The 1,023-nt window shown below is 48.0% G+C and carries 2 protein-coding genes; both read left to right on the forward strand.

Features of this window, described 5'->3' with window-relative positions:
* The first annotated feature begins 143 nt into the window (after positions 1 to 143).
* Positions 144 to 518: a GntR family transcriptional regulator gene (locus QVO97_RS06910; protein WP_022359631.1), complete on the forward strand. Its 375-nt coding sequence runs from the start codon at positions 144 to 146 to the stop codon at positions 516 to 518.
* Between the two features lie 73 nt (positions 519 to 591).
* A partial coding sequence (locus tag QVO97_RS06915; protein ID WP_288189260.1) for an excinuclease ABC subunit B occupies positions 592 to 1,023 on the forward strand: 432 nt, incomplete at its 3' end.

Here is a 1,023-nt window from a genome sequence, read left to right on the forward strand (position 1 = left end):
TTGTAACAAGTTCACACAATTAACACAGTTTTACAGTTGACGAAAACACCTGTTTGTTATACAATTTATATAACAAATGATAAAACAGGCGGCTGACTGTATTTAGAAACGGGGTCTGCCGTCAGAATGAAAGATGGTGGAGTATGATTGTAGAGATTGATTTTAACAGTGAGGAAGCGCTTTATATTCAGCTCATAAACCAGATCATCATCGGGATTGCGACCGACCAGATCCGGGAGGGCGATACGCTGCCATCCGTGCGCCAGTTAGCGGATAACATCGGAATTAACATGCACACGGTCAACAAGGCATATTCTGTACTGAAACAGGAAGGTTTTCTGCGTGTGGACCGCCGCCGCGGGGCAGTGATTGCACTTGATACGGATAAGATGCGGACGATCTCGGAGATGCGCCGGGATCTCAGTGTAATTCTGGCAAGAGGTGTCTGTAAAAATGTGAGCCGCGAGGAGGTTCACAATCTGGTGGATTCCATTTATGACGCATTTACAGCGGAATAGCAGGTTCCGGCTGCGGGCGATGGTTTTTGTGTATTGGAACCGTTGCGGGATGTGTATGTTGGGAGGATAAATTATGCTGTGTGAGAAATGTGGGATTCGCGAAGCGAATATTAAATATACAGAAGTGTTTAACGGCGTCAAGACAGAGCATAATCTCTGCGCCCAGTGCGCGAAAGAGATGGATCTGGGACCGTACTCGGCACTGATTGAGGGAGAATTTCCGCTTGGAAAACTGCTTTCGAGCCTTTTGGGACTGACGGATGCGTCTGCCAGCCAGGCACCGAAAGAGGATGTGGTATGCCCGACCTGCGGCACAACGTATGAAGAATTTATCAAGAACAGCCGTTTCGGATGCGCGGACTGTTATCATGTGTTTGATCCGTTGCTTGGAGAGAAAATTAAGAAATTGCAGGAAAATTCGAGCCATACCGGCAAACATCCGAAGATCCAGCCGCGCAGTCAGGCGGCTGCAGAGGTGACAAAGAAGGGAGAACTGGAATTCAGC

The organism is Clostridium sp. CAG:43 (genome assembly GCF_000434655.1).
In the GTDB taxonomy this organism is placed as follows: Bacteria; Bacillota; Clostridia; order Lachnospirales; family Lachnospiraceae; genus Otoolea; species Otoolea fessa.

What these genes read in the sequence shown, in the direction of transcription:
- QVO97_RS06910 (WP_022359631.1), top strand. Translation starts at nt 144, where the DNA reads ATGATTGTAGAGATTGATTTTAACAGTGAGGAAGCGCTTTATATTCAG.